Consider the following 16,726-nt stretch of genomic DNA (forward strand, 5'->3'; position numbering starts at 1 on the left):
AACCTGCATGCAACTGTTCAAGTTTTTCGAGATCGCACTGGTGGTGCTCACGCTGGGCTCCGGGCTGGTGCTGCTGTTTGACCGCCTGTACTGGCGCAAGCGCCGGCTGGCGCGCGCCGGGCTTCTCGATGATGGCAGTGAGCCGGTGCTGGTGGACTGGTCACGCTCGTTCTTCCCGGTGCTGGCGGTAGTGCTGGTGGTGCGCAGCTTCGTTGCCGAGCCTTACCGCATTCCGTCCAGCTCGATGATGCCCAACCTGCTGATCGGCGATTTCATCCTGGTCAACAAGTTCTCCTACGGCCTGCGCCTGCCGATCAGCAATGCCAAGATCATCCCGACCTGGGAACCGGAACGCGGCGACGTGGTGGTGTTCAAGCCGCCGCATGACCCGGACCAGAACTGGATCAAGCGCATCATCGGCCTGCCTGGTGACCGTGTCGGCTTCCGTGGCAATACCCTGTACCTGAACGGTGAGCCGGTGACCTACCAGCTCAAGGGCAACTACATTGGCCAGGGGCCGGGTGCGGACATGACCGGCAAGTCGCTGCTGGTGGAAAACCTGCCCGGGCGCGAGCACACGGTGCTGGAAGACCTGCGTTTCGTCCACCCGTTTGGCCAGGGCGACTGGGTGGTGCCTGAAGGCCAGTACTTCGTGATGGGCGACAACCGCGACCACAGCGAGGACAGCCGGTTCTGGACCCAGACCAGCTTCCTGCCCGACGAGCTGTTGCGTGGCAAGGCCTTTATCATCTGGCTCAATTGCCAGGATTGGTTCTGCAAGGGGAGTTTCGATGCCTCGCGCATCGGGACGCGTATTCAATAAGACGGCGCTGGGCCGTTTTCTGCGGGGAGCAAGCACATGAAGCGCAAGCAGCAGGGGATCACACTGACCTCCTTCCTGGCCATCCTGGTGGTGGTCGGCTTTGCCCTGTTCGTCGGCATGAAGCTGTTGCCGATGTACCAGGAGTTCTATGCCGTCAAGGCGGCAATGAAGGGCGTTGCCCAGGAGCCGGGCAGCGGCAACATGGACCCGGCACGGGCGCAGGACCTGTTCTTCCGTCGTCTGGACATGAGCTATTCGGACAGCGTCAAGCCGCGCGATGTTAAGTTCGAGCGCATCGCCAGTGGCTGGAAGATGAAAGTCAGTTACGAGGTGCGCAAGCCGATGATGGGCAATCTCGACGTCGTGGGCCATTTCCAGGCCGAGCAGGAGTTGACGCGCAGCGGTGGCAACTAAACAGGTTTACCTCAAGGACCGGATCGGCCACCGGTTTGCCAATCCGGACCTGCTGGCACAGGCGCTGCGCCATCGCAGTGCCGGTGTGCCGCACAACGAGCGTCTGGAATTCCTGGGCGACAGCATCGTCAACCTGCTGATCGCGCAGACCATGTTTGAACGCTGGCCCAAGGCCGATGAGGGCGCGTTGACGCGTGCGCGTTCGGCGCTGGTGTGCGAGAGCGCGCTGGCGCTGATTGCCCGGCAGCTGGAGCTGGGCCCGCGTCTGCAGCTGGGACCGGGGGAGTTGAAATCCGGCGGTTTCCGCCGCGATTCGATCCTGGCCGATGCGGTGGAGGCGATCATCGCCGCGATCTATCTGGATGCGGGCTTTGAAGCCTGCCGCGCGGTCGTGATGCCGTGGTTCGAGGCCTCGATCGCCGAGTTGCCGGCAACCGGCAAGCCGGACAAGGATCCCAAGACCCGCCTGCAGGAATGGCTGCAGGCACGGCAGAGACACCTGCCCAATTATGAATTGATTTCCGAATCGGGCGATGATCACGCCAAGCACTTCCATGTGCGGTGTACCCTCCTCGACCCCACAATGGTGAGCGAAGGCGAGGGATCCTCGCGGCGCATCGCCGAGCAACAGGCAGCTGCGGCCGCCCTGGCCCAATTGGAACCGAAGTGAGCGATAACCCCCATCATCGTTGCGGCAGTGTTGCCGTCATCGGCCGGCCCAATGTCGGCAAATCCACCCTGACCAATGCCCTGGTCGGTGCCAAGGTGAGCATTGTCTCCAACCGGCCGCAGACCACCCGGCACCGCCTGCTCGGCATTGCCACCTTCCCGGAAGGCCAGCTGGTGCTGGTTGACACCCCCGGCCTGCACCGGGTGCAGAAGCGGGCGATGAACCGGGTGATGAACCGCGCCGCGCGCGGTGCGCTGGAAGGGGTGGACGTCGGCCTGCTGGTGATCGAAGCCGGCCGCTGGGATGAAGAGGACAGCCTGGCCTGCAAGGTGCTGGAGGATGCCGGCATCCCGGTGGTGCTGGTGGTCAACAAGATCGACCGGATCAAGGACAAGGGCAGCTTGTTGCCGTTCATCGCGCAGATCAGTGAAGGTCGTACCTTTGCCTCGGTGCACCCGATCTCGGCGCAGAAGCACAAGGGCCTGGAGGCCCTGGTCAAGGACCTGATGGGGCTGTTGCCCGAGGCCCCGCCGATGTTCGGCGAGGATGAGATCACCGACCGCAGCCAGCGTTTCCTGGCCGGTGAACTGGTGCGCGAGCAGCTGATGCGCCAGCTGGGTGAAGAGTTGCCGTATGCCACCACGGTGGAGATCGAGCGCTTTGCCGAGGACGGCAACCTGCTGCGCATCGGTGCGGTGATCTGGGTCGAGCGCGAAGGCCAGAAGGCGATCGTGATCGGCAAGGGGGGCATCCGCCTGAAGGAAATCGGTGCCAAGGCCCGCCTGCAGATGGAGCGTCTGTTCGGTGCCAAGGTGTTCCTGGAAACCTGGGTGCGCGTGCGTGAGGGCTGGTCGGACGACGAGTCCGCACTGAAGGCTTTCGGCTACGAGTAAGCCGCCCATGGCCGGTGTCGATGCCAGTGCCCAGCTGGTGCAAGCGCCGGCCTTTGTGCTGCATACCCGGCCGTGGCGCGAAACCAGCCTGCTGGTGGAAGTGCTGACCGCCCGGCACGGGCGCCTGGGCCTGATTGCCCGAGGGCTTGCCTCGGCGCGGGCGCAGCCACTGCGCGCGGCACTGCAGCCGTGGCAGTGGGTTGGGTTGGCGTATGTGCCCAAGGGCGAACTGGGGCAGCTGCGCGGCGCCGAGCCGCTGGATACCTCGCCGCGTCTGGCCGGTCCGGCCTGGCTGCCGGCCTTCTATGTCAATGAACTGATCCTGCGCCTGGTGCCGCGGCAGGACCCGCTGCCGGGGCTGTACCGCGCCTATGCCGAAGTCCGCCAGCAGCTGGGCGAGGGCAGTGGCCTGGCCTGGGCACTGCGTCGATTCGAGCGCGACCTGCTGATCGAACTGGGCCTGGGCATGGATCTGCACGAGGATTGCGACGGCGCGTCGATCGAGCCGGGTGCGCGTTATCTGCTGGATCCCGAACACGGGCTGCGACGTACCCCGGCTGACAGCCGTCAGCCAACGGCGGCCGGTGCGGCGATCATCGCGCTGGCCAATGACCAATGCCCGCCGGCGCAGGAATTGGCCAGCCTGCGCCTGCCGATGCGGGCCCTGCTGGCCCATCATCTGGGCGCGCGTGGCCTGCAGTCGTGGCAGATGGCGGCCAGTCTGGCGCGTTGAAACCGGCGCTGGCTCAGTTGAGCAGCAGCTGGTGGATCGCCTGGGTAAGACTGGCGCGCGCTGCCGGATTTTCCGGTTGCTGCTGCAGCTGCGCTGCCGCCGCGCCCAGCCGTGCGGCGCCGACGAAACCACAGCTGGCCTGCAGGCGGTGCAATTGCTGCTGCAGCTGGCCGCGGTCCTCATCGCGGAGTGCCTGGGCAATGGCATCGCGCACGCTGGGCAGTTCGCCCATGAACAGGTCACGCAGGGCCTTGATATGCGCCTGCTGGCCATTCAGGGCCGACAGCGCACGCGCCTCATCCCAGGCCGGCAGCGCCTGCAGGTCGGTTGCCACCGGAGGCAGCGCGGCGCGCACCGAGCGCAGCAGGGATTCGCGGCTCAGCGGCTTGACCAGTACGTTTTCAAAGCCGTCATCGCGCAGCTGCCGTGCCAGCGCATCGCAGGTGTCGGCGGTGTGCGCCAGTGCCGGGGTGAGCGGGTGGTAGCGGCGCAACTGCTCCAGCAGGTCACTGCCGCGGCCATCGGGCAGGTTGACGTCGATCAGCCACAACGCGTAGTCGTGCTGGCCGGCGCAGTCCAGCGCGCCCTTCAGGGTTTCTGCGCAATCGACCTGTGCGGGCAGGGCTTCCAGCGCGGTCTGCAGGAAGCTGCGGCTGATCAGGTCATCCTCGATCAACAACAGGCGCGGCAACGGGGGGGGAGTCTGGTGCATGGCTGTCATCCTTTTCAGCAGTGGTGATTCTGTGGCAGTGCCTGGGCAAGTGCAACGGCGGCTGGTTGCTTCTGCGACAATGGGCGCCCTTTTGTTCAGTTGTAGTGTCGCCGTGGCCCGTTCCCGCTCCCGCATTGACAAGACCCCTTTCCAGACCGAGATCCTGGACCTGAGCCACGATGGCCGCGGTGTGGCCCGACGTGAAGGCGAGGGTGGCAAGGTCACCTTCATCACCGGGGCCTTGCCCGGGGAGACGGTGATGGCCGAACAGAGCGCCAAGAGCCGGCATTTTGACGAGGCGCGCACCGTGCAGGTGCTTGTTGCCTCCGAGCACCGGGTACAGCCGCGCTGCGCCCATTTCGGCGTGTGTGCCGGCTGCGTGCTGCAGCATCTGGCCGAAGACCAGCAGATCATTGCCAAGCAGCGCGTACTGATGGACAACCTGCAGCGCATCGGCCATGTCAGCCCGGGCCAGGTGCTGCCGGCACTGGTCGGCGACAGCTGGGGCTACCGGCGCAAGGGCCGCTTCTCGGTGCGCCGGGTGGAGAAGAAGGACAAGACCCTGGTCGGCTTCCGCGAGCTGGATCCACGCTTTGTCGCCGACATCAGCCAGTGCCATACGGTGATTCCGCAAATCGGTGACAAGGTGTCGCTGTTGGCCGGGTTCATCGAAAGCCTGGAAGGCAAGCGCGACATCCCGCAGGTGGAGTTCATCGCCGGCGATGCCGCCATTGCGCTGACGGTGCGCCACCTGCAGCCGATGAGCGAGGCCGACAAGGCTGCGTGGACCGCCTTCGGCCAGCAGCACGGTTTTGCCATCTACCTGCAGCCCGGTGGCAACGAGAGCGTGCACCCGCTGTGGCCGGAAGCCGGCGCGGAGCTGTCCTTCCGGCTGGCGCCGTGGGATGTGGAGCTGGTGTTCCGGCCGCTGGATTTCATCCAGGTCAACGCCAAGCTGAACGTGGCCATGATCGAGCGCGCGCTGGCGCTGCTGGACGCCCAGCCGGGCGAACGCGTGCTGGACCTGTTCTGCGGCCTGGGCAACTTCACCCTGCCGCTGGCCCGTGGCGTGGCCCATGTCGTCGGTGTCGAAGGCGATGCCGGCCTGGTCGCCCGCGCCAGGGAAAATGCCCAGCGCAACGGCCTGGACAATGCCGAATTCTTTGCCGCCGACCTGACCCAGGATCAGCGCAACACCCCGTGGATGCGCCAGGGCTTTGACAAGCTGCTGCTGGATCCGCCGCGCTCCGGCGCCATCGATGTGCTGCAGCAGCTGCCGCTGGAGCAGTTCAAGCGCATCGTCTATGTCAGCTGCCACCCCGGTTCGCTGGCCCGCGATGCCGGCTACCTGGTCAACGAACGCGGCTTTACCCTGGTCAGTGCCGGTGCGATGGACATGTTCCCTCATACCGCGCATGTGGAATCGATCGCCGTGTTCGAGAAGCGCTGAAGCCCATGGCCATCGAAATCGAGCGCAAGTTCCTGGTCAGCGGTGATGCCTGGAAGGCGCAGGCCCATGCGGTGATCGAGATGGCCCAGGGCTATCTCAATCCGGTTGATGCGATCAAGGCCGGTGGCCAGAAGGCCTCGGTACGGGTACGCCTGGAGGGCGAGTCGGCGCGGCTGAACATCAAGTCGTGCGAGCCGGGCCATACCCGCCAGGAGTTCGAGTATCCGTTGCCGGTGGCCGATGCACGCCAGCTGCTGGCGCTGTGTGTGGGCGGTCTGGTGCACAAGCGCCGGCATCTGGTGCAGGTCGGCCTGCACCTGTGGGAAGTGGACGAGTTCCTCGGTGACAACGCCGGCCTTGTGGTGGCCGAAGTCGAGCTCGACGCGGCCGACGAGGTGTTCGTCAAGCCGGACTGGGCCGCTGCCGAAGTCACCGACCAGCGTCGTTACTACAACCTTGCCCTGGCCGACTACCCCTACTGCCGCTGGAGCAGCAGCGAGCGCGGTTGAACCGTGCCCGCTGCGCCTGCATTGGAGAAGCCCGTGATCACCATCGATATCTGGTCCGATTTTGCCTGCCCGTTCTGCTGGATAGGCAAGCACCGGCTGCAGGCAGCGCTGGCACAGCTGGGGCCGGCGTTCGGGCCGGTCAGCGTGCGCTGGCGTGCCTTCCAGCTGGACCCTGAGGCCAGCAGCGAGCCGGTGCCGCTGCGCCAGGCCTATGCCGCCAAATTCGGTGGGCCTGAGCGTACCGAGCAGCTGCTGGCCACGGTCCAGGCCCAGGCGCGTGCCGATGGCCTGGCGATGGATTTTGACCAGGGCCAGGTCAAGGTCAACACCCTGCAGGCCCACCGCCTGCTGCAGCTTGCCGCTGCGGAAGGGGACCCCCAGGCCGTGTCCGAGGCGCTGTTCCAGGCGCATTTCGCCCATGGCCGCAATCTGGCCGATCTGCAGGTGCTGACCGAGGCCGGGATGGCCGGCGGGCTGTCGGCCGCGCGGATTGCGCACTGGCTGGCCGGTGAGCAAGGCCTGCCGCAACTGCGCGCCGAACTGGCCCAGGGGCCGGCGCTGGGGATCACCTCGGTGCCGACCTTCGTGATCAACCAGCAATGGGCGGTGGCCGGTGCGCAACCGGTGCCGGCCTTTGTCCAGGCCTTGCGCCAGATTGCCGCTGAAACAGGGTTGCAACCGGCTCAACCTGCCGGGTCCGGATGCAACGATGACGGCTGCAGCCTCTGACACGGGCTGGATGCATCTGCGACAATGGCCGACCGCGCCGGCCGGTGCGGCGTAATCGAGGATCCTCTCCATGCTGGTGATCGGCGTCGCCGGGACCGAATTGAATGCAGTCGAGCGGCAATGGCTGCAGCATGATGCCGTTGCCGGCGTCATCCTGTTTGCGCGCAATTTTGCCTCGCGCCAGCAGGTTGCCGAGCTGACCGCAGCGATCCGCGCGGCCAGCCCGCGCCCGGTACTGGTGGCCGTGGACCAGGAAGGTGGCCGGGTCCAGCGTTTTCGTGATGGCTACAGCACCTTGCCGCCGTTGCAGGAACTGGCAGACAACTTCGCGGCTGATCCTGGCGGCAGCCTGGCGCGGGTGCGCGAGCATGCGTGGCTGATGGCCAGCGAGATCCGCGCCAGCGGCCTGGACCTGAGTTTTGCGCCGGTGGCCGATGTGGGCCACGGCAACCTGGCCATTGGCAACCGCGCCTTCCATGCCGATCCGGCCGTGGTCGCACAATGCCTGGCCGCCTATGTCGCCGGCATGCACGAGGCCGGGATGCCGGCCACCCTGAAGCATTTCCCCGGGCACGGCACCGTGCGCGAGGACACCCATGTGGCCATCGCCCGCGATGACCGCTCGCTGGAGCAGTTGCGGGCGCATGACCTGGTTCCGTTCGCCGCCGGTATTGCCGCCGGTGCCGATGCGGTGATGATGGCGCATGTGGTCTACCCGCAGGTCGACCCGGCACCGGCCGGCTGTTCGGCGCGCTGGATCAACCAGGTGCTGCGCGAGGAGCTCGGTTTCCGCGGCGTGGTGGTTTCGGACGATATCGGCATGGCCGCCTCGTTCCAGGCCGGCGGAGTGGCTGCCCGCGTGCACGCCCACCTGGATGCCGGCTGTGACCTGGTGCTGGTCTGCCACCCGGAGCTGGTCGAACCGGCACTGGACGCGGTCCAGGGCCGGGCCCTGAATACGGCTGCGGTAGCGGCCCTGCTCGGCCGCGGCGCCCTTGGCTGGGCCGGCCTGCTGGCTGATTCACGCTACCCCGGCGCACAATCCCTTTTGTTTGAAACTCCTGGAAGAACCGTCTGATGTCCAAACTCACTCTTGAACAAGCCGTGGCCCAGGCCGACCTGCTGGTCGACCGTCCCACCATCGACAAGGCCATCGCGCAGATCGCTGACGCCATTGCCCGCGATTACAAGGGCGAGATCCCGGTGTTCGTGTCGATCATGAATGGCGCGCTGCCGTTCTCCGGCCTGCTCGCACTGGCCCTGGGCGAGCGCGGCCAGGATGTCCAGTTTGATTACCTGCAGGCCTCGCGCTACCACGGCGAGACCGGCGGCCAGCTGGTCTGGAAGCACCGCCCGGTCAGCTCGCTGTACGGCCGCCGGGTGATCCTGGTCGATGACATCCTGGATGAGGGTTTCACCTTGCAGGGCGTGCGCCAGTGGTGCCTGGAGCAGGGCGCCACCGATGTGCGCATTGCGGTGCTGACCGTGAAGCAGCACGAGCGCTGCCTGGGTGATGTCAAGGCCGATTACGCCGGCGTGCAGCTGCCGGACCGTTTCGTGTTCGGTTTTGGCATGGACATCGACGAGAGCCTGCGTACGCTGCCGGCCATCTATGCGATGAAGCAGGCCTGATGGCGCGCCCGGCGCTGGCCTGCAGGCCAGCGCCGGCCCACCCGGCGGGCCGTTGCGGCCCGCTGGCGGCTTGATCTGCCTGGCGCCAGCCGCCAGGCCACCCTTTTGTCTGGAGTCCCATGCAACCCATTGCCTTGGCTGTGATTGGCGGTACCGGCGTGTATGCGCTTACCCAACTGGATGATGTCAGCACCGTGCAGCTGGATACGGCCTACGGTCAGCCTTCCGGCCCGATCCGGATCGGTACCCTGGCCGGGCAGCGGGTGGCGTTCCTGGCCCGCCATGGCGAAGGGCATTCGATTCCCCCGCACCGGATCAATTACCGCGCCAATATCGCTGCGCTCAAGCAGCTGGGCGTGCGCCGGGTACTGGCCCTGAACACGGTCGGGGGCATCACTGAAAACTGGGGGCCGCAGGTGCTGGGCTGCCCCGACCAGCTGATCGACTACACCTGGGGGCGCATCGCCACTTTCTGCGAAGAGGAAGGCAGCGAGGTGCTGCATGTGGATTTCGGCCAGCCGTACACGCCGTCGTTGCGGCGTGCGGTTCTGGCCGCCGCCGCCCGTGCCGGGGTGAAGGTGGTCGATGGTGGCTGTTATGCCGCCACCCAGGGCCCACGGCTGGAAACCAATGCCGAGGTCGCCCGCCTGCGTCGTGATGGTTGTGATCTGGTCGGCATGACCGGCATGCCGGAGGCGGGGCTGGCGCGCGAGGCTGGCCTGGACTACGCCTGCCTGGCCATCGTCGCCAACTGGGCTGCCGGTTGTGCCGGTGATGAAGAAATCACCATGGACGAGGTTTTGGCCAATGTTGCTGCCGCTTCGGCGGGGTTGCCGGCACTTGTGGCCCAATTGCTCAAGGAATGATTGATTCGTGCGTGAGGCTTTTGCATACTCTGGCGGTACGCGTCATCACGTACATCATCCATTCATTTGTTAAAGGTCACGCATCACCATGCCGAACGGTACCGTCAAGTGGTTCAACGACGCCAAGGGATTTGGCTTCATCTCTCCGGAGGATGGCAGCGCCGATGTGTTTGCGCACTTCTCCGCGATCAGTGCCAAGGGCTTTCGCTCGCTGCAGGAAGGCCAGCGCGTAAGCTATGACGTTGCCGAAGGCCCGAAGGGTGCCCAGGCTTCGAACATTACCGTGATCGACTGATCCAGTCCGGTTTCACGAGACAACCCCGTCTGGCGACAGACGGGGTTTTTTTTCGGGCGTTGGCGGTGGGGGAACAGATGCCGGTAAGCACGGTAGCCATCATCGGTTATGGCACGGCGGGACAAGCCTTGGCGGTACTGCTCGGGCGTAACGGTGTCGATGTGCAGGTGTTCGAGCAGGCCGGCGAGCCTGGCCCGGTAGGCGCGGGCTTCCTGCTGCAACCCAGCGGGCTGCAGGTGTTGTGGCAGATGGGACTGCTGGACCAGACGCTGCGCCATGGCGCGATCGTCAGCCGCTTGTTTGGCCAATCGGCCAGCGGCAAAACGGTGATGGACATCCGTTATGAGCAGCTGGACCGGCGTCTGTACGGGCTGGGCATGCAGCGTGGGGCCTTGTTCGAGCTGCTGGATGCGGCCTGGCAACCGCGGGGCCAGTTGCATGCCGGCACCCGCGTGGTCGAGGTTACGCCTGACCTGCGCCATATCCGAGACCAGCAGGGCCGCCACTACGGCCCGTTTGATCTGATCATCGCCGCTGACGGCGCCAACTCCTGCCTGCGCAGCGTGCCTGCCCCGGTCCGGCGTGATCGTGCCTATCCCTGGGGCGCACGCTGGTGCCTGCTTGATGCTGCGCAGTGGGAGCATGGTGATCAATTGCGGCAGCGCTACAGCGGTACCCACAAGATGGCCGGGCTGTTGCCGGTGGGAACGCGGCCGGGGGATCCCCATGCCAAGCTCAGCTTCTTCTGGTCGCTGCGCAGTGATGCGCAGCAGGCATGGGAACAGCAGGCGTTGTCACACTGGAAACAGGAGCTGGCCCAGCTGTGGCCGGAGTGCGCCGGGCAGCTGCAGGAAATCTCCAGCCACGGGCAACTGCTGCGCGCCAACTACCGTGATGCGGTGGTGCGTGCGTGGTCGCGCGGCAGGCTGGTGCTGGCCGGCGATGCGGCACACGCGATGAGCCCGCAGTTGGGGCAGGGGGTCAACATGGCCTTGCTTGATGCCTGGACCCTGGCCGAGCAGCTGCTGCACACGCACGATGTCGATCAGGCGCTGGCCAGTTACCAGCGCATCCGTCGCTCGCATATACGCATCTACCAGTTCTGGAGCCGCTGGCTTACCCCGCTGTTCCAATCCGATCTGGACAGCCTGGCGGTGATGCGCGACCTGCTGCTGGGGCCTCTGGGACATCTGCCACCAGGCAAGGGACACCTGCTGCGTGTGCTCAGCGGTACCCAGTCAGGTGTGCTGGGAAAACTGGCATTGGCCGATGAGTTCGTGCAGATCCTGCAGCAACACCGGGACAGGGTCGGGCCGGAATGAAAAACCGCCGTCATCGCTGACAGCGGTGTTGAGGCGGACAACCAAGCGCTCAGGGATTGTCGTCAGCAGCCTGTTTGGCCTTGTCGGCAGTCTGCTGCGCCTTGTCGGCGACAGTCTGTGCGGCGTTGGCCGTGCCCTGCGCCGCCTTGGCGGCCGCATCGCGGACGGCATCGCCTGCTTCATGCGCCGCTTGCTGGGTATGCGCGGCAGCATTATCCAACGCGTTCTCCGTCTTGCTCTCTGCGTTGTGCAGGGCCTGCTCGGTGTTGGCAGCGGCATTGTCCAGTGCCTGTTCGGTGTTGGCCGCCGCTTCGCGGGTCGCCTGCGCAGCGCGTTCTGCCGCATCGCGGGTCGCTGCGGCAGCATCGTCACCGGCAGCTTCAATACGGTCGGCTGCCTGCTCGGCTTCCGGCTTGTTGCAGGCGGTCAGGCCCAGCGCAAAGGTGGCGGCAAACAGCAGGGTAGTGGTGTGCTTCATGACGATGCCTCGATGAAGGGATGGAACAAACAAAGACAGGACACGTAAAGCGGCCGCCGGAATGGCTCCCGGCGGCCGTTGTTGTCGGAAGCGCTGTTACGGCTTGGCTTCTTCGGCGGCGCTCTTGGCTTCCTTGGCAACATCCTCGGCAGCCTGTGCGGCGTCCTTGGCGGCATCGGCGGCATCAGCCGTGGTCGCGGCAGCGGCCTGCTGGGCCTGATCCAACGCATGATCAGCCGCATTGTGCGCAGTATCGGCTGCGTTCTGGGCTACTTCTGCGGTGGCAGCACCCTCGGCCTTGAGTTCATCAGCGGTCTGCTGGGCTTCATTGGCAACTTCGCGAGCATCGGCAGCTGCTTCGGCAGCACGATCCTGTTTGGAGCAGGCAGCCAGGCCCAGGGCGATAAAACCGATCAGTGCGATGTTAAGGGTCTTCATTGCATCTCCAAATGGTGGGTGGGACGGGTTCGCATCCTAGGCAGGTGCACATTCAGAAGATGTCAAAGCAATGACCCGGGCAAAAAAAAACCGCCGACCATTGGTCGACGGTTCATGCTTTGTTTGTCGCCAGCCAGTGGCTGGCGGACAAATCAGGCAGCCGGGGCTTCTTCAGCAGCCGGAGCAGCAGCTTCTTCGCCTTCAGCAGCCGGAGCAGCGGCGTCGGTGCCTTCAGCAGCCGGAGCAGCGGCGTCGGCAGCGGTGGCTTCTTCAGCAACCGGAGCTTCCGGAGCAGCGACTTCGGTGGTGGCTTCAGCGGCCGGGGCTTCGACGGCGGCGACTTCAGCGGTTTCCTGCTTGGCGCAGGCGGTCAGGGCCAGGCCCAGGGCCAGGGCGATCAGCAGCTTGTTGATGCTCATGTGAGTATTCCTTGAGTGGTTTGGTGGGGCTGCGCGATTTCGCGCGGCGTAGACAATGATGACGAGGCTGATTCGAGAGTCAAGCGCCCCCCTATTCATTTTTTGAGGTTTGCTGCAATTTCCAATCAAATCAACTCGATGGCAAGCGCGGTGGCCTCGCCGCCGCCAATGCAGAGCGATGCAACGCCACGCTTGAGGCCTCGGTTGCGCAAAGCATTGACCAGGGTCACAACCAGACGGGCGCCGGAAGCACCGATCGGATGGCCCAATGCACAGGCACCCCCGTTGACATTGACCCTGGCCGGATCCAGGCCAAGCTGTTTGACTGGCGCCATCGCAACAACGGCAAAGGCTTCGTTGATCTCGAACAGGTCAACATCGGCAACATTCCAGCCGGCTTTGGCCAAAACGCTTTCGATCGCGGCGATCGGGGCGGTGGTGAACCACTCCGGCTCCTGCGAGTGGGTGGCGTGGGCCACCACCCGCGCCAGCGGCGCAATGCCCTGGGCGGCGGCGGTATCGGCCGACATCAGGACCAGCGCGGCGGCACCATCGGAAATCGATGACGAGCTGGCGGCGGTGATCGTGCCGTCCTTCTTGAAGGCCGGACGCAGTGTCGGGATCTTGCCGATGTCGCTCCTGCCCGGCTGCTCGTCGACGCTGAGCTGCACCTCGCCCTTGCGGCTGGCCACGGTGACCGGCGTGATTTCATCGGCGAAGGCACCGCTGGCGGCAGCGGCCTGCGCGCGCTGGACCGACTGGATCGCCCACGCATCCTGGTCTTCGCGGCTGAAGCCGTACTTGCTGACGCAATCTTCGCCAAACACGCCCATCGGCTGGCCGTCATAGGCATTGGTCAGGCCGTCGAAGGCCATGTGGTCCACTGCCTGGAAATTGCCGTAACGGTTGCCGCTGCGTGAGTTGGGAAGCATGTGCGGTGCATTGGACATCGATTCCATGCCACCGGCGACCACAACCTTGGCCGAGCCGGCGGCAATCAGGTCGGCGCCCAGCATGATCGCCTTCATGCCCGAGCCGCAGACCTTGTTGATGGTGGTGGCACCGGCCGACAGCGGCAGCCCGGCAGCAATGGCTGCCTGGCGGGCCGGTGCCTGGCCGAGGTTGGCCGGCAGGACGCAGCCCATGATCACTTCATCGACCTGCGCGGCAGGCAACTGGCTTTGTTCGACGGCGGCGGCAATCGCGGCAGCGCCGAGAGTGGTGGCAGGAACGCCATTGAACTGGCCCAGGAACGAACCGATGGCAGTGCGCTTGGCGGCGGTGATGACGATTTGGGTCATTGCGATGTTTCCGTGGAAAGAGCTATCGAAAGATGGTGAAGCCGGGAGCCGGGCCGGGCCATTGGACCAACGGTACATCCCTGCCAAATTCGGCAAAGATCACGCAGTATAGGCAGTATCTGGACCGCTGCATCCTAGCCTGATGCGGGGGGCGACCGAATCGGTTGTCAATACCTGGGGAGAGGTAATGAAAGTGCATCACAATGTCCCGTTGGCGCTGCTGGCTGGCAGCCTGGGCCTGGTGTTGTCGGCCTGTGGCGGAGGGGGCGGAGGCACCCGGCCTGATCCACCGCCGGCTCCGGCACCGGTTCCGCCCCCGGCGCCGCCCTCTCCGCCGCCGGCAAGCTATCCACAACCGGACTTCGACGCCCACCTGGCACTGACCGGGGCGCAGGCGGCCCGTGCTGCGGGGCTGACCGGCGCGGGGATCCGGATCGGCATCATTGATTCGGGGGTCAACCGCAACCATCCGGCGCTGGCCGGTCGCGTGCTGGCCAACTACACCTACCTGAACCCGAATACCAACAACCTGCGGGTCGATGATGTGGTCGGCCACGGTACGGTGGTCGCGCAGCTGGCCGCCGGCAATGCGGTGGCCAGTTGGCCGGGCGGGATTGCCCCCGGAGCGGGCGTGCTGTCGGCACGCATCATTGCCGACAAGGCGCCGGTCGACGATGGCTCGGGGCAGGGCAACGAGGTCAACGGTGCGCTGGGCCTGCTCGGTGTGCACAACGATCTGATTGCCGCCGGCATGCGGATCATGAACAACTCCTGGGGTGGCCTGTACTGGAACAACAGCAGTGCCACCGCGGCGATTGCCAGCGAGTACCGGCCGTTCATCGCCAACAACGATGGCCTGGTGGTGTTTGCCGCTGGCAATGAAGGGCGTGCCGACCCCACGGACATGGCGGCCCTGCCCAGCCAGCCCGGCTCGCTGGGCAGCCTGCCGGCTGCCGATCTGGAGCGTGGCTGGCTGACGGTGGCGGCGCTGGATACCGCCAGCCCCACCCAGCTGGCCAGCTATTCCAATGCCTGTGGACTGGCCGCCCGTTACTGCCTGGTCGCACCGGGCACGGCGGTGTACGTCGACCCCAAGGCCACCAGTGCCACGGCACCGGATTACTACTACGGGCGTGGCACTTCCTACGCCGCGCCGCTGGTGTCTGGTGCGGCCGCCCTGGTATGGGAGGCGTTCCCGTATTTTTCCAACGATGCGGTGCGCCAGACCCTGCTGGGTACAGCCACCGATCTGGGCAGCCCCGGCGTGGATGCGGTGTTTGGCAATGGCCTGCTCAACATCGCCGCGGCGATCAAGGGGCCGCAGCGTCTGGATTTCGGCGAACTGGCCGTGGACATGCGCGGGCAGGTTTCCGAATGGGGCAATCCGTTGTCCGGTACTGGTGGCCTGACCGTCAGCGGTGACGGTCATCTGCGTCTGGGCGCCGACCAGCACAGCTACAGCGGCCGTACCCAGGTGCTCGGAGGCACCCTGGAAGCCACCGCACTGGGCAACACGGCGGTGACCATCAGCCAGCCCGGACGGCTGCTGATCGGAGAGTCGGTCGGCGGCTCGGTCGACAACCGCGGCAGCCTGCACCTGCACCCGGCCGGCAGTGGCGTGGTACAGGTCGGCGGGGACTACCAGCATGGCAGCAACGCGGTGCTGATCCTGCAGGCCGGCGACCGGCTGGAGGTGGCCGGCACGGCCACGCTGCAGGGCGGTGCGGTCAGCGTTACCGGCAAGCGCGATTACGTCAGCCTGGGCCAGAGCTATGACATCGTCCGCGCCGGCGGCGGTGTGGCGGGGCAATTTGCCGCACTCACCGCACCGGCTTCGACCGTGTTCATCGATGGCCGCCTGGATTACCGCGCCGATGCCGTCAGCCTGACCCTGAACCGCCTGGATGTGACGGCCACCGCGATGGCGCTGGGCACGATCACGCCGGCCAGTCTCGGCTCGGCGCAACGCCTGGAGGCTGCCTTCAAACGCCTGGACGGGGCCGGCAGCGATGTCGTGATCCCCGATGGTTTCGTGCGTGCGGCCGGCGATATCCAGGCCATCACCAGCACCGGCGCAGCCGCGCAGACCCTGGACAGCCTGTCCGGCGACCTGCACGGGCAGGCGCTGGCCGCCAGCATCGAGCTGATCGGCAATGACCGTCGTGCACTGGCAGGGCAGGTCGCCACGCAACAGGGGCAGGGCAGCTGGCGGTTGCAACCGGCGCAGCGCCAGGGCAACGGCCAGCTTGGCAGCGGCTGGCAGGCCAGCGGCTGGCTGCAGGGCCACGGTGTGGCGTTGACCAGCGGGCTGCAGGTGGGCCTGGCGTTCGGGCAAAGCCGGCTCAATGCAGTGGATCAACGCGACCGGGGCCAGGATCGGCAGACCCAGGCGCACCTGTGGCTGGCGGGTCAGCACGGTGACCGTCATTGGCTGGCAACGGCTGCCAGTGGCCGGGTGGACCGGCGTATCGACCGCCGCCTGCAGCTGGGCAGCCAGGTGCTGGATGCGCAGGCACGCTATGACGCCGACCTGCACAGCGTGGCACTGGAGGCGGGCCAGCGCTGGCAGCATGGCCGTTGGCAGTGGCAACCCTGGTTGGGCACGGCCTGGGAGCAGGTCCGCAGCCGTGGTTTTACGGAAGCCGATACGGTCGGGCTGGGCCTGCAGGCCACGGCACTGGATGCCCGGAGACTGACCGCCAGTGCCGGTCTGCGCACCGGTGCCCAGCTGGCAGGCTGGCAACTGGATGCCCAGCTGCAATGGCAGCAGGTGCTCAAGGCCCGGGGGCTGGACTGGCAGGCGCGCTACCGCGTCGTGGATGCATGGTCGGCGCTGGATACCGCGGCGTTGCGGCAGTCACAGGGGCTGGTCGGGGTGGAGCTGGCACGCCCGTTTGCCGGTTGGGGCTGGCTGTCGCTGGGTCTGGAACATCGCCTGGGAGGCTGGGCCGACGGTCACGCGGCGCATCTTTCCTGGCACAGCCGCTTCTGAGCGGTGACCGTCGGGCGGCCATCGGCTGTCCCGGGGAGCTCCGCCCGGCC

19 protein-coding genes are annotated in these 16,726 nt (G+C 66.1%); 14 read left to right on the forward strand and 5 right to left on the reverse strand.

The genetic code is table 11. The features are described 5' to 3' along the window. The first annotated feature begins 7 nt into the window (after nt 1-7). From lepB to recO, 5 genes are read left to right on the forward strand one after another with little or no spacing between them, the layout of a single operon-like run. Nucleotides 8-823, forward strand: a complete 816-nt coding sequence (lepB, locus tag ABB25_RS02845; protein ID WP_057663449.1) for a signal peptidase I — start codon at nt 8-10, stop codon at nt 821-823. A gap of 36 nt (nt 824-859) precedes the next feature. Further along, on the forward strand, nt 860-1,237 hold the full coding sequence (locus ABB25_RS02850) for a DUF4845 domain-containing protein (protein ID WP_057663452.1): 378 nt from the start codon (nt 860-862) through the stop codon (nt 1,235-1,237). Beyond that, complete coding sequence (rnc, locus tag ABB25_RS02855) at nt 1,227-1,907, forward strand: ribonuclease III (RefSeq protein WP_057663455.1); 681 nt, start codon at nt 1,227-1,229, stop codon at nt 1,905-1,907. The genes ABB25_RS02850 and rnc overlap by 11 nt, the downstream gene beginning before the upstream one ends. Next, a complete protein-coding gene (gene era, locus ABB25_RS02860) occupies nt 1,904-2,800 on the forward strand; it encodes a GTPase Era (RefSeq protein ID WP_057663458.1) in 897 nt (298 codons plus the stop codon). The genes rnc and era overlap by 4 nt, the downstream gene beginning before the upstream one ends. A 7-nt stretch (nt 2,801-2,807) precedes the next feature. Then, the gene (gene recO / locus ABB25_RS02865) at nt 2,808-3,533 is read left to right on the forward strand and encodes a DNA repair protein RecO (protein ID WP_057663459.1); all 726 of its coding nucleotides are present in this window, start codon (nt 2,808-2,810) and stop codon (nt 3,531-3,533) included. A gap of 13 nt (nt 3,534-3,546) precedes the next feature. Here the strand turns inward: recO and ABB25_RS02870 are convergent, their stop codons facing one another. Then, entirely contained in the window at nt 3,547-4,245 is a 699-nt protein-coding gene (locus tag ABB25_RS02870) for a response regulator (RefSeq protein WP_057663462.1), read from the reverse strand. A 112-nt stretch (nt 4,246-4,357) separates the two neighbouring features. Here ABB25_RS02870 and rlmD point away from each other — a divergent pair, with 112 nt between their 5' ends. The 8 genes from rlmD to ABB25_RS02910 all read left to right on the forward strand — a co-directional run bounded on the left by rlmD (nt 4,358) and on the right by ABB25_RS02910 (nt 11,048). Further along, nucleotides 4,358-5,695 carry a 23S rRNA (uracil(1939)-C(5))-methyltransferase RlmD gene (gene rlmD, locus ABB25_RS02875; protein ID WP_057663465.1) on the forward strand — a complete coding sequence of 446 codons (1,338 nt, stop codon included), beginning with the start codon at nt 4,358-4,360 and terminating at the stop codon, nt 5,693-5,695. A 5-nt stretch (nt 5,696-5,700) separates the two neighbouring features. Then, entirely contained in the window at nt 5,701-6,204 is a 504-nt protein-coding gene (locus tag ABB25_RS02880; protein WP_057663468.1) for a CYTH domain-containing protein, read from the forward strand. 36 nt (nt 6,205-6,240) lie between these two features. Beyond that, nucleotides 6,241-6,933 (forward strand): DsbA family oxidoreductase, encoded by a 693-nt coding sequence (locus ABB25_RS02885; RefSeq protein WP_057664425.1) that lies wholly within the window; start codon nt 6,241-6,243, stop codon nt 6,931-6,933. Nucleotides 6,934-7,003: 70 nt separating this feature from the next. Then, the gene (nagZ, locus tag ABB25_RS02890; protein ID WP_057663471.1) at nt 7,004-8,011 is read left to right on the forward strand and encodes a beta-N-acetylhexosaminidase; all 1,008 of its coding nucleotides are present in this window, start codon (nt 7,004-7,006) and stop codon (nt 8,009-8,011) included. Next, nucleotides 8,011-8,565 (forward strand): hypoxanthine-guanine phosphoribosyltransferase, encoded by a 555-nt coding sequence (locus ABB25_RS02895; RefSeq protein ID WP_057663473.1) that lies wholly within the window; start codon nt 8,011-8,013, stop codon nt 8,563-8,565. The genes nagZ and ABB25_RS02895 overlap by 1 nt, the downstream gene beginning before the upstream one ends. 119 nt (nt 8,566-8,684) lie before the next feature. Continuing rightward, nucleotides 8,685-9,431: an S-methyl-5'-thioinosine phosphorylase gene (locus ABB25_RS02900; protein WP_057663476.1), complete on the forward strand. Its 747-nt coding sequence runs from the start codon at nt 8,685-8,687 to the stop codon at nt 9,429-9,431. An 88-nt stretch (nt 9,432-9,519) separates the two neighbouring features. Further along, nucleotides 9,520-9,726: a cold-shock protein gene (locus ABB25_RS02905; RefSeq protein ID WP_057663479.1), complete on the forward strand. Its 207-nt coding sequence runs from the start codon at nt 9,520-9,522 to the stop codon at nt 9,724-9,726. Between the two features lie 77 nt (nt 9,727-9,803). Next, nucleotides 9,804-11,048, forward strand: coding sequence for an FAD-dependent oxidoreductase (locus tag ABB25_RS02910; protein ID WP_057663481.1), 1,245 nt, complete (start codon nt 9,804-9,806; stop codon nt 11,046-11,048). Nucleotides 11,049-11,097: 49 nt separating this feature from the next. Here ABB25_RS02910 and ABB25_RS02915 read toward each other — a convergent pair whose 3' ends face one another. The 4 genes from ABB25_RS02915 to ABB25_RS02930 all read right to left on the reverse strand — a co-directional run bounded on the left by ABB25_RS02915 (nt 11,098) and on the right by ABB25_RS02930 (nt 13,684). Then, the gene (locus tag ABB25_RS02915) at nt 11,098-11,526 is read right to left on the reverse strand and encodes a hypothetical protein (RefSeq protein WP_057663484.1); all 429 of its coding nucleotides are present in this window, start codon (nt 11,524-11,526) and stop codon (nt 11,098-11,100) included. Between the two features lie 96 nt (nt 11,527-11,622). Beyond that, the gene (locus tag ABB25_RS02920; RefSeq protein ID WP_057663487.1) at nt 11,623-11,964 is read right to left on the reverse strand and encodes a hypothetical protein; all 342 of its coding nucleotides are present in this window, start codon (nt 11,962-11,964) and stop codon (nt 11,623-11,625) included. A gap of 152 nt (nt 11,965-12,116) precedes the next feature. After that, nucleotides 12,117-12,383: a hypothetical protein gene (locus ABB25_RS02925; RefSeq protein ID WP_057663489.1), complete on the reverse strand. Its 267-nt coding sequence runs from the start codon at nt 12,381-12,383 to the stop codon at nt 12,117-12,119. 125 nt (nt 12,384-12,508) lie between these two features. After that, nucleotides 12,509-13,684 carry a thiolase family protein gene (locus ABB25_RS02930; protein ID WP_057663492.1) on the reverse strand — a complete coding sequence of 392 codons (1,176 nt, stop codon included), beginning with the start codon at nt 13,682-13,684 and terminating at the stop codon, nt 12,509-12,511. Nucleotides 13,685-13,871: 187 nt separating this feature from the next. On the opposite strand from ABB25_RS02930, the gene ABB25_RS02935 reads away from it, so the two are divergent. After that, nucleotides 13,872-16,676: an autotransporter serine protease gene (locus ABB25_RS02935; RefSeq protein WP_083488072.1), complete on the forward strand. Its 2,805-nt coding sequence runs from the start codon at nt 13,872-13,874 to the stop codon at nt 16,674-16,676. Nucleotides 16,677-16,726 lie beyond the last annotated feature (50 nt).

The organism is Stenotrophomonas koreensis, assembly GCF_001431525.1.
Taxonomy (GTDB): domain Bacteria; phylum Pseudomonadota; class Gammaproteobacteria; order Xanthomonadales; family Xanthomonadaceae; genus Stenotrophomonas; species Stenotrophomonas koreensis.

Bases quoted from the DNA above. Each gene is read 5' to 3' on its own strand.
- ABB25_RS02870 (WP_057663462.1), bottom strand. From the start codon at position 4,245: ATGCACCAGACTCCCCCCCCGTTGCCGCGCCTGTTGTTGATCGAGGAT.
- ABB25_RS02850 (WP_057663452.1), top strand. From the start codon at position 860: ATGAAGCGCAAGCAGCAGGGGATCACACTGACCTCCTTCCTGGCCATC.
- ABB25_RS02880 (WP_057663468.1), top strand. From the start codon at position 5,701: ATGGCCATCGAAATCGAGCGCAAGTTCCTGGTCAGCGGTGATGCCTGG.
- ABB25_RS02900 (WP_057663476.1), top strand. From the start codon at position 8,685: ATGCAACCCATTGCCTTGGCTGTGATTGGCGGTACCGGCGTGTATGCG.
- ABB25_RS02905 (WP_057663479.1), top strand. From the start codon at position 9,520: ATGCCGAACGGTACCGTCAAGTGGTTCAACGACGCCAAGGGATTTGGC.
- ABB25_RS02920 (WP_057663487.1), bottom strand. From the start codon at position 11,964: ATGAAGACCCTTAACATCGCACTGATCGGTTTTATCGCCCTGGGCCTG.
- ABB25_RS02915 (WP_057663484.1), bottom strand. From the start codon at position 11,526: ATGAAGCACACCACTACCCTGCTGTTTGCCGCCACCTTTGCGCTGGGC.
- recO (WP_057663459.1), top strand. From the start codon at position 2,808: ATGGCCGGTGTCGATGCCAGTGCCCAGCTGGTGCAAGCGCCGGCCTTT.
- lepB (WP_057663449.1), top strand. From the start codon at position 8: ATGCAACTGTTCAAGTTTTTCGAGATCGCACTGGTGGTGCTCACGCTG.
- ABB25_RS02935 (WP_083488072.1), top strand. From the start codon at position 13,872: ATGAAAGTGCATCACAATGTCCCGTTGGCGCTGCTGGCTGGCAGCCTG.
- ABB25_RS02930 (WP_057663492.1), bottom strand. From the start codon at position 13,684: ATGACCCAAATCGTCATCACCGCCGCCAAGCGCACTGCCATCGGTTCG.
- ABB25_RS02895 (WP_057663473.1), top strand. From the start codon at position 8,011: ATGTCCAAACTCACTCTTGAACAAGCCGTGGCCCAGGCCGACCTGCTG.
- ABB25_RS02925 (WP_057663489.1), bottom strand. From the start codon at position 12,383: ATGAGCATCAACAAGCTGCTGATCGCCCTGGCCCTGGGCCTGGCCCTG.
- ABB25_RS02910 (WP_057663481.1), top strand. From the start codon at position 9,804: ATGCCGGTAAGCACGGTAGCCATCATCGGTTATGGCACGGCGGGACAA.
- nagZ (WP_057663471.1), top strand. From the start codon at position 7,004: ATGCTGGTGATCGGCGTCGCCGGGACCGAATTGAATGCAGTCGAGCGG.